General features: G+C 67.9%; 9 protein-coding genes. 2 read left to right on the top strand and 7 right to left on the bottom strand.

Annotation, left to right across the window (positions count from 1 at the left end; translation table 11 throughout):
* The 4 genes from ACFWPJ_RS16300 to ACFWPJ_RS16285 form a co-directional block, all read right to left on the bottom strand.
* The coding region (locus tag ACFWPJ_RS16300) for an ABC transporter ATP-binding protein (protein WP_378852067.1) at window positions 1–584 on the bottom strand (584 nt) is incomplete at its 3' end.
* Complete coding sequence (gene modB / locus ACFWPJ_RS16295) at window positions 581–1,393, bottom strand: molybdate ABC transporter permease subunit (protein WP_378852064.1); 813 nt, start codon at window positions 1,391–1,393, stop codon at window positions 581–583. The genes ACFWPJ_RS16300 and modB, both read right to left, overlap by 4 nt.
* Window positions 1,390–2,172 (bottom strand): molybdate ABC transporter substrate-binding protein, encoded by a 783-nt coding sequence (gene modA, locus ACFWPJ_RS16290; protein ID WP_378852061.1) that lies wholly within the window; start codon window positions 2,170–2,172, stop codon window positions 1,390–1,392. The genes modB and modA overlap by 4 nt, the downstream gene beginning before the upstream one ends.
* Window positions 2,173–2,183: 11 nt before the next feature.
* Window positions 2,184–2,582: a molybdopterin-binding protein gene (locus ACFWPJ_RS16285; RefSeq protein WP_378852069.1), complete on the bottom strand. Its 399-nt coding sequence runs from the start codon at window positions 2,580–2,582 to the stop codon at window positions 2,184–2,186.
* A gap of 287 nt (window positions 2,583–2,869) precedes the next feature.
* Between ACFWPJ_RS16285 and ACFWPJ_RS16280 the strand changes: the two genes are divergently transcribed.
* Together ACFWPJ_RS16280 and ACFWPJ_RS16275 are read left to right on the top strand one after the other, a co-directional pair.
* Complete coding sequence (locus ACFWPJ_RS16280; protein ID WP_378852058.1) at window positions 2,870–4,693, top strand: TetR/AcrR family transcriptional regulator; 1,824 nt, start codon at window positions 2,870–2,872, stop codon at window positions 4,691–4,693.
* Window positions 4,694–4,878: 185 nt separating this feature from the next.
* Window positions 4,879–6,714, top strand: a complete 1,836-nt coding sequence (locus tag ACFWPJ_RS16275; protein WP_378852056.1) for an acyl-CoA dehydrogenase — start codon at window positions 4,879–4,881, stop codon at window positions 6,712–6,714.
* Window position 6,715: 1 nt separating this feature from the next.
* Here the strand turns inward: ACFWPJ_RS16275 and ACFWPJ_RS16270 are convergent, their stop codons facing one another.
* The 3 genes from ACFWPJ_RS16270 to ACFWPJ_RS16260 form a co-directional block, all read right to left on the bottom strand.
* The gene (locus tag ACFWPJ_RS16270) at window positions 6,716–7,786 is read right to left on the bottom strand and encodes a fused (3R)-hydroxyacyl-ACP dehydratase subunits HadA/HadB (RefSeq protein WP_378852053.1); all 1,071 of its coding nucleotides are present in this window, start codon (window positions 7,784–7,786) and stop codon (window positions 6,716–6,718) included.
* Window positions 7,787–7,870: 84 nt separating this feature from the next.
* Window positions 7,871–8,710: a DUF1206 domain-containing protein gene (locus ACFWPJ_RS16265; RefSeq protein ID WP_378852050.1), complete on the bottom strand. Its 840-nt coding sequence runs from the start codon at window positions 8,708–8,710 to the stop codon at window positions 7,871–7,873.
* Window positions 8,711–8,787: 77 nt separating this feature from the next.
* Window positions 8,788–9,138, bottom strand: a 351-nt coding sequence (locus ACFWPJ_RS16260; RefSeq protein WP_378852048.1) for an enoyl-CoA hydratase-related protein, incomplete at its 5' end; no start/stop codon positions are given.

The raw sequence follows: 9,138 nt of genomic DNA, 5'->3' as shown, positions 1-9,138 counted from the left end.
GGATCGTGGGTGACCAGGACGGTGTGCCCGGGGTAGTCGGCGAGGTGATGGGCCAGTTCGGCCCGCACTTGCAGCCGGGTGCCCGCGTCGAGTGCGGCGAGCGGCTCATCCAGCAGCAGCAGCCGCGGGTCGGTGGCCAGCGCACGGGCCAGCGCGACCCGCTGGCCCTGACCGCCCGACAGCGCACGGGGTTTCGCGTGCAGATGGGTACCGAGGCCGACTCGTTCGAGCCAGCGCGCGGCCTGTTCGCGCGCCGCGGTGCGGTGCTGTCCGCGGGCGCGCAGGCCGAAGGCGACATTCTCCTGTGCGCTCATATGCGCGAACAGGAGATAGTCCTGGAACACGACGCCGACTTCGCGTCGTTCCGCCGGGACGAACCGGTCCGGCGGTGCGTCCCAGACGTGGTCGTCGAGGACGATCCGCCCTTCGTTCAACGGGGTGAGCCCGGCCAGGGCACGCAGGGCGGTGGTCTTGCCCGCGCCGTTGGGACCCAGCAGCGCGACGACCTCGCCCGGTGCCACCTCGATGGCGATGTCGAGCTCGAAAGACTCACGGGTGATGCGGATTTCGGCGTTCAAGGTCACAGCGCGCCTCGCGTCCACCGGTCCCGCAGTGCGGCGAGGACGGCCACCGATACCGCGAGCAGCACGACGCTGAGCACGATCGCGTCCTCTGGATCGGTTTCCAGGGCGAGATACACCGCCAGTGGCATGGTCGTGGTGGTGCCGGGGAAACTTCCGGCGAAGGTGATCGTCGCGCCGAACTCACCGAGCGCGCGAGCCCAGCACAGCACCGCACCCGCCACCACTCCGGGCATCACCGAGGGCAAGGTGACCCGGCGGAAGGTCAGCCACCGCGACGCACCGAGGGTCGCGGCCGCTTCCTCATACCGTGGATCGGTGCCGCGCAGCGCGCCCTCGACCGAGATCACCAGGAACGGCATCGCGACGAACGCCTCGGCCACGATCACCCCGGCGGTGGTGAACGGCAGCGAGAACCCGAACCACTCGTAGAGATACTGGCCGACCAAGCCGCGTCGACCCAGCACCAGCAGCAGCGCCACACCGCCGACGACCGGCGGCAGCACCAGCGGCACCGTGACCAGCGCACGGACGAACCCGAGGCCGGGCACATCGCCACGCGCGAGCAACCACGCCAGCGGGATGCCGAGCACCAGACACACCAGGGTCGCCGAGGTGGCGCAGACCAGCGACAGCCGCAGCGCCTGCCCGACCTCGGCACTGACCAGCCGCTCGGGCAGCGTCCGCCACGGTGTGCGCAGCAGCATCCCCACCAGCGGCAGGGTCAGGAAGACCAACCCGCACACGGCGGGCACCATCAGGATCAGCGGACGCCGCCCCGTTGCCGCCCGCCGTCGTGCGACTCGGGTCACGGGTTGTCGAATCCCGCCTCGGTGAAGACCGCACGCGCCTGGTCGGACTCGATGAACTCCACGAACGCCGCGGCGGCCGCGGCATTGGGCGCCTTCGCCAGGGGCGCGACCGGGTAGTCGTTGACAGCCTTGCCCGACTCGGGGAAGTCGATACCTTCGACCTTCGCACCGGCGGCCTGCACATCGGTCCGGTAGACCAGCGCCGCATCGACCTCGCCCAGAGTCACCTTCGTCAGCACAGCCTTCACATCGGATTCACGGGTATCGGGCTGCGGGCTGACACCCGCCGCCTCGAACACCGTCTTCGCCGCCGCACCACACGGAACCTGCTCGGCGCACAGCGCGATCTTGGGCTCGGTCTTTCCGAAATCCGCCAGACCGGTGATGTGACCCGGATTACCCGCCGGCACCGCGATCTCCAGACGGTTGCGCACGAAAACCACCGGCTTCCCGGTCACCTCACCGGCATCGACGACCTGCTGCATGTTCTTCGGAGCCGCCGAAGCGAACACATCGGCGGGCGCACCCTGCTTGATCTGCTCGGCCAGCGCCGAACTGCCACCAAAGTTGTAAACCACCTTCACCCCGGGATGCGCCGCCTCGAACTGCTTACCCAGCTCGGTGAAGGTCTCGGTCAGCGACGCCGCGGCGAAGACGGTGACGGTGCCGGTGACCTTGTCCCCCGCCGCTGTCGGCTCGTCGGCCTTGTCGCTCCCACAGCCGACCGCGGCCAGCGCCACCGCGCCGACCACCGCGACCGCGCGCACTGTACGAATCATGTTCACCCTCATCAGCTTTCCGGGACATCTACAACAACATGAGTCGACTTGACCGAGGCCACCGCGACACTGCCGACCTCGAGACCGAGCTCGTCGACCGAATCGCGACTCATCAGCGACACCAGGCGGAACGGCCCGGCCTGCATCTCGACCTGGGCCATCACGGTGTCCTTCACGATCCGCGTGACGATCCCGCGCATCCGGTTCCGCGCCGAGCTCGCGACGGTGGTTCCCGGATCGGGCGCCTCCGCGCCCTCCCGCAGAAACTCCGCCAGCTCCCGCCCGTCCACCCCCTTGCGGCCGCTGTCGAGCTGAATCGCCGTGAGCCGGCCCTGGTCGATATACCGGCGCACCGTGTCATCACTGACACCCATCAAGGCAGCTACTTCACTGATCCGCAGATTCGACACGAAGTGCAGCATATTCGGAGCACCTGCGGGACGCGAGCCCAGGATCGCCCCGGTGATGCGACTCCGCCTCTCACGTCCGCGCTCGGCCCGTCGGGGCCCGTGCCACACTGCGCAACTTTGAATATTTCTGTATCCAAAGTTGGAGATTCTCGGCTACATTGCCTCAGGACGCCGGTCGCGCGGATCGGACACTCAGCGGGGAAATCGAGGTATCGGTGGCGAGAATTTCACCGTCGGCAGGGCGCTACGGGGGCCTTTCGGCAGACGAACGGCGTGTCGAGCGCCGGGTGCGGCTGCGCGAGACCGCGCTCGAGACCTTCGGCGCCGGTGCCGGCTACCGGAACACCCGATTGGCCGACCTGTGCCGCACCGCGGGCCTGTCGACCAGGCAGTTCTACCAGGAGTACGACACGCTCGAAGACCTCCTGAGCGAGCTGTACCTGCACATCAACGAGCTGGTCGAACAGCAGGTACGCGACGAGGTCGGCCGGATGGCGGATCAGCCGCTGCCCGACCAGGCGGCGGCGCTGGTCCACGCGTACCTCCTGCCCCTCGTCAGCGATCGACGGCGGGCCCGGATCGCCTTCGTGGTGGTGGGCGGTGGGGGTGAGCGGAGGGCCACCCGGCGGGGGCCTTGCCGATCGCGCTGGGTGGACCTGCTGTGCGAGGGGTGCGACCACCTCGCCGCCCGCGGCGAGATCGCCGCGCGGGACTTCCGGCTCATCGCCTCCGCCTTCATCGGCTCGATCAGCGGCCAGATGCACGACTGGTCGGTGGGCTGGGTCGACGCCACCACGCCCGAGTTCGCCGAGTCCTTGCTGCGCATGCTGCTCGGCGTCCTGGACGCGGCCGACAAGGCGCCCGCACCGCCTGGTCCGGGGTCCGGCAGCACGCGGCCGCCGGTGCGCCGCAGGCCACGCGATCGCCGCGCGACCATCCTGCAGGCGGCCACCGGCGCTTTCGCCGAACGCGGCTATCACCGCACGTCCATGGCCGACATCGCGGCGGCGGTCGGCATCACGCAGGCCGCGCTGTACCGGCACTTCCGCACCAAGCAGGACCTGCTCGGATCCTGCCTGCGCGAAGGACTCGACCTGATCGTCACCCGGGTCGCGGCCGCCCGGGAAAGGCCGGGTGCCGACGATGCGGCGCTGGCCGAACTGGTCAGGGTCGCGCTGGAAATCCGCGGTCTGTCCCGGTTGTGGCAGCTCGAATTCCGCAGCCTGACCCCGGCCGACCGGGTCGCCGGCCTGTCCCGCGCGGTCCGCCTGACCGTCCTCATCAGGCGGTCCATCCGGGCCCGCAGGCCCGATCTGACCGCCTCGGATCACGAAGCGCTCAGCTGGGTCGTGCTGTCGGTGGTGACCAGCCCGTCCAACCACCGCACCCAGCTGCCGGCCGACCACTTCGCCCGGGTGCTCGACGCGGTCGTCGATGCCGTCATCGGAGTCACCCTCGGCGGCGAAGCCCTCCCCTCGCTCGACCGGGCCGGTGCGGACGACGCGAGCATCCAGCCCGCGCACGAGCTCCGCGGGGAACAGATGATCGTCGCCGCTGCCCGCTTGTTCAGCGACCGCGGCTTCGGCGCCGTGAGCATCGAAGACATCGGCGCCTCGGTCGGCGTCAGCGGCCCCGCGCTGTATCACCACTTCGCCGGAAAGACCCAGCTGCTCAACGAGATCATCGACCGCAACAGCCAGTGGGTCGAGATCTACGCCCGGCGGGCACTCACCGAAGGCCAGGACCCGTACGAATCGCTGCGGCTTGTGTTGCGTTACTACATTCGCTTCGCCATCGAACACACCGACCTGGTCGGCACGGCGGTCAGCGAGGTCGGGCACCTGCCCGACGAGGCCGTGGCCCACTATCGCCGGATCCACCGCGAAGGCAATATCGGCTGGGCCCGGCTGTTGCAGACCGTCCGTCCCGAGCTGTCGATATCCACGGCGCGAGTGTTGATCCACACCATCACCACCCTCCTCACCGATGTGGTGCGCAACCCGCGGCTGGCCCACCGCGCCGATCTCCCCGAGTTCCTCCGCGCCCTGGGCGAGCAGATCGCCCTCGCCGAGGTGCCGACGCTGCGGTCACCGGAACTTTGCGATGAGTGACTTGGAAATCTGAAAGAACACATCAGGCCAGTTCATTGCCGTAAAAGCACAGATATGACTCCTTATCGAAGAGTCACATAGGTTGCGGGGGACGAAACGCTGCGACATCATGGGCTCCGCGGCGCGTGTCGCGGTTCCTCAGCACCTGCCCGGTCGCGGTGGGTCCCGTCGAGAGGTGATGGCCGGTGGGTCACTACAAGAGCAACGTTCGTGATCTGCAGTTCAACCTGTTCGAGGTCTACGGCCTCGACACCGTGCTCGCCTCGGGCGCCTTCGGCGACCTCGACGCCGACACCGTGCGGATGATGCTGTCCGAGGCGGCGCGGCTGGCCGAAGGCCCTGTCGCCGAGTCGTTCGCCGAAACCGACCGGAACCCGCCGGTATTCACCCCGGAGACCAATTCCGTCCGGCTGCCCGAGCCGTTCAAGGACGCGGTCCGGGCCTGGCAGGAGGCCGGTTGGTGGCGAGTGTCCAAGAGCGAGCTGGTCGGTGGCGTGCCCGCGCCCTCGATGCTCGGCTGGGCGATCAACGAACTGATCCTCGGCGCGCAGCCCGCCGCCTACATGTATCTGACCGGCCCGGGGATGGCCGATGTCCTCGGCGGCATCGGCACCGAGCAGCAAAAGCGCTGGGCCACACACATTGTCGAGCGCAACTGGGGCGCGACGATGGTGCTCACCGAACCCGACGCCGGATCCGACGTCGGCGCGGGCCGCACCAAGGCGATCCGGCAGGAGGACGGGTCCTGGCACATCCAGGGGGTGAAGCGATTCATCACCTCCGCCGACTCCGACGACCTGTTCGAGAACATCGTCCACCTGGTGCTGGCCCGCCCCGAGGGTGCCGGTCCCGGCACCAAGGGGCTGAGCCTGTTCATCGTCCCCAAGTTCCATTTCGACGATCACAGCGGCGAACCCGGTGAGCGCAACGGTGTCCTCGTCACGAACGTCGAGCACAAGATGGGCCTGAAGGCCTCGGCGACCTGCGAACTGACCTTCGGCGGGCACGGCGTGCCTGCTGTCGGTTACCTCGTCGGCGAGATCCATGACGGCATCGCGCAGATGTTCGAGGTGATCGAGGAAGCGCGAATGATGGTCGGCACCAAGGCCATCGCGACGCTGTCCACCGGCTACCTCAATGCCCTCGACTACGCGAAGTCCCGGATCCAGGGCGCCGACCTCACCCAGGCCTCGAACAAAGCCGCGCCGAAGGTGACGATCATCCACCATGCCGATGTCCGCCGCTCGCTGATGACGCAGAAGGCCTACGCCGAGGGCCTGCGCTCGATCTACCTCTACACCGCGGGTCATCAGGATCCGTCGGTCGCGCGTCAACTCTCCGGCGCCGACGAGCAGCTCGCCGAGCGGGTCAACGATCTGCTGCTGCCGATCGTCAAAGGCGTCGGCTCCGAACGCGCCTACCAGTACCTCACCGAATCCCTGCAGACCTTCGGCGGATCCGGTTTCCTGCAGGACTACCCGATCGAGCAGTACATCCGCGACGCCAAGATCGATTCACTGTACGAAGGCACGACCGCGATCCAGGCTCAGGACTTCTTCTTCCGCAAGATCGCCCGCGACCGCGGCGTCGCACTGACCCACCTGCTCGCCCAGGTGCGCGCCACCGCCCACTCCGACACCGGCGGTGGACATCTCAAGACCGAGAAGATCCTGCTCGCCCACGCCCTCGAGGATGTGCAGGAGATCGTGGGGGACTTCACCGCACACCTGTTCGCCGCGGGCGAGGAGCCGACCGCGCTCTACCGGATCGGCCTGCATGCCGTCCGGTTCCTGCTCATCGTCGGTGACCTGCTGGTGGCATGGCGGCTCATTGTCGCCGCCGACATCGCCACGGCCGCACTCGATGCCGACCGGACAGCCGACGACGCCGCCTTCTACCGCGGCAAGATCACTGTCGCCTCGTTCTTCGCCACCACGGTCCTGCCCCACCTGACCGCCGACCGGGCAGTCATCTCCGGCACCGGCCTCGCGGTGATGGAACTCGACGAAGCGGGATTCTGAGTCAACGAGGTCCGTCGGCCGCGGGCAGGCGGACCGTGGCCGTCGCGCGGCCGAAGATCCTGCGTCCCTCGCACTTGGCGGTGATGGCCACGACGGCGCTCCGGCGTCGCGGATCGACCGACTTCACTGTTCCCGAGAACTCGATGGTCGCGCCCGCGCTCGTGACGTAGACCGGGCTGGTGAACCGGACCGCGCATTCGATGACAGCGCCGGGGTCACCGAGCCACGAGGTGAGGTAGCCCGCTCCCAGGCCGATCGTCAGCATGCCGTGCGCGACCGGTGCTTCCAGGTTCACCGCGCGTGCCGCTTCGGGGTGCCAGTGGATGGGGTTCGGGTCGCCGGCCACGCCGGCGTAGTTGACCAGGTCGCCGGGGGTGAGTGCAACGAGTCGCGGTGGGAGTTGATCGCCCACCGAGACAGACTCGAAGGCAAGCGCATGGCTGCCTGCGCCCGGCTCGACGTGCGGCACAGGCTCCGGGCGCGGTTCATCGGCCGCTCGCAGTGCCAGTACGGTATTCGACCGGACGTCCCGAAAACCCTGCGTCACCAGCTTGTCGCCGAACGGAATCGCGCTCGCACCGGCCGCGGATCGACCGACGAAGCTCGTCCGCGAGATGATCGGCACCTTGCCGTCCTGGTCGGTGATCACAGTCTTGAACTCGAAGAGTTCGCCGCCGAAAGCTTGGCGACACGACTCGAGACCGACGTCGAAGGACAGTATGTCACCGGACCGAATCGGCTTGTAGTAGTTGATGACCTGATCGGTTTGCATGATCTGGCTCAGGTCGTAGCCACCGGCGACAGCGTCGAACATCGCGAGCTGAGCGTGGAAGGCGGGGATCGAGAAGAACGTCAGCGGCGCGATCAGCCCGCCGTAGCCGTACTCCACGCCCGCGGGTTCCGACCAGTGCACCGGGTGCGTGTCCTGGACAGCGCGCGCGAACTCACGGATCTTCTCCCGCCCCACCACATAGACGTCCTCGGCGCGATAGCTGCACCCCACCATGTTCGATAACCGCTCCGCGGAATTCGCGCCCGGTGCATCCACGGCCTTTCCGCTGGTCGTCCCCATGGGCAGAAAGACTAGTAGCCGTGGGTCTTTCGACCGCGGCACCCGGGTTCGGAGTGTCGACCACCGCGACGACGGCCGAGACGGCTACATCTTGGTGTAGCGCGCCATGGCGAAACTGTAGAAGCCATAGGTGATGATGCCCAGACCCGCCGCGACCAGCAGAGCCGCTCCGTAGGGTTGCGCCCCGAGGGTCTTGAACGCGCCGTCGAGACCGGTGGCTTCCCCTGGTTCGGATCGGCTGACCGCGAGGATCACCAGCAAGCCGATCGCGGCGATGGCCAGCCCTTTCGCGATGTAGCCGACCGTGCCCAGCCGGCGGACCAGGTCGCTGGTGGCGCCTTTCAGGTCGTCGAGGAAGCTCTGGGTCGCGCCCTTGTAGACGTGATAGCCGCCGATCGCGATGATGATCAGCCCGACGGCGACGAGGGCGATCGTGCCCGCGGTGGATTGCATCATGCGAGCGGTGATCCCCGTGCTCTGCTCGCTGCTGGACGCGCCACCGCCCCGGGCGAATCCGAAGGCGGAGACCGCGAAAGCGAGATAGACGACGGCCAGGGAGAATGCCTTGACCCGGTTGAAGGCTTCGGATTTCTTTGTGTCGGCGTCGGGTTCGGACGCGCTGCCCAGTGCCGCTTCGGCGAACCGCCACAGCGCCATCAGCGAGAACGCGACGACGCCCACCCAGAGCACGAAGACACCACCGGGCTTGGCGGCCACTTCCGTCATGGCCCCGGATTGGTCGGTGGTTCCCCCGGCGCCGCCGAGCGCGATCCGGATGGCGATATAGCCGATGATCAGGTGCACGATGCCGCTCATGAGGTAGCCGGCGCGGGCGAAGCGTTCGAAGATGCTGTTCTGAGCCACCCGGGCGACGGCCGTCGACGAGTTGTCGTAGGACGGTCGGGAGGCGGTGTTGTCCGGCATGGTGGAACTTCTTCCGCGGGCTCTGTGTGGCACCAAGTCTTCGCCGCGATCCCACCGGCGTCAACGACGCAGTGGAGTCAGCGCTCGAACTGGGCGCGTTTGTGGTCGCCGTACGGGTCGTCGCGTTCGCGGACCGCTTCGCGGAAACCGGCGGTGGCGGCGCGGGTCTGGAAGGCGTAGCCCTCGCGGGTGTGGCGGGAGATGCCGTCGAAGACGGTGCTGACCATGGCCGAGTTGGCCACGCCCTGGGTATTGAGGGCCGAGTTGAGGGCGAGTTTGGCCATCATGAGCTGGTTGACCGGCATGCGGGCGATGCGCTGTACCAGGGCTTCGGTGCGGTCGTCGAGTTCGTCGGCGGGCCAGGATTCGACCGCGAGACCCCATTCGGCGGCTTGCTTGCCGCTGATGCAGTCACCGGTGAACAGCAG

The organism is Nocardia sp. NPDC058497 (assembly GCF_042720195.1).
GTDB lineage: Bacteria > Actinomycetota > Actinomycetes > Mycobacteriales > Mycobacteriaceae > Nocardia.
Note: the sequence above shows the minus strand (reverse complement) of the source record. Positions and strands in the feature narration are given on the sequence as shown.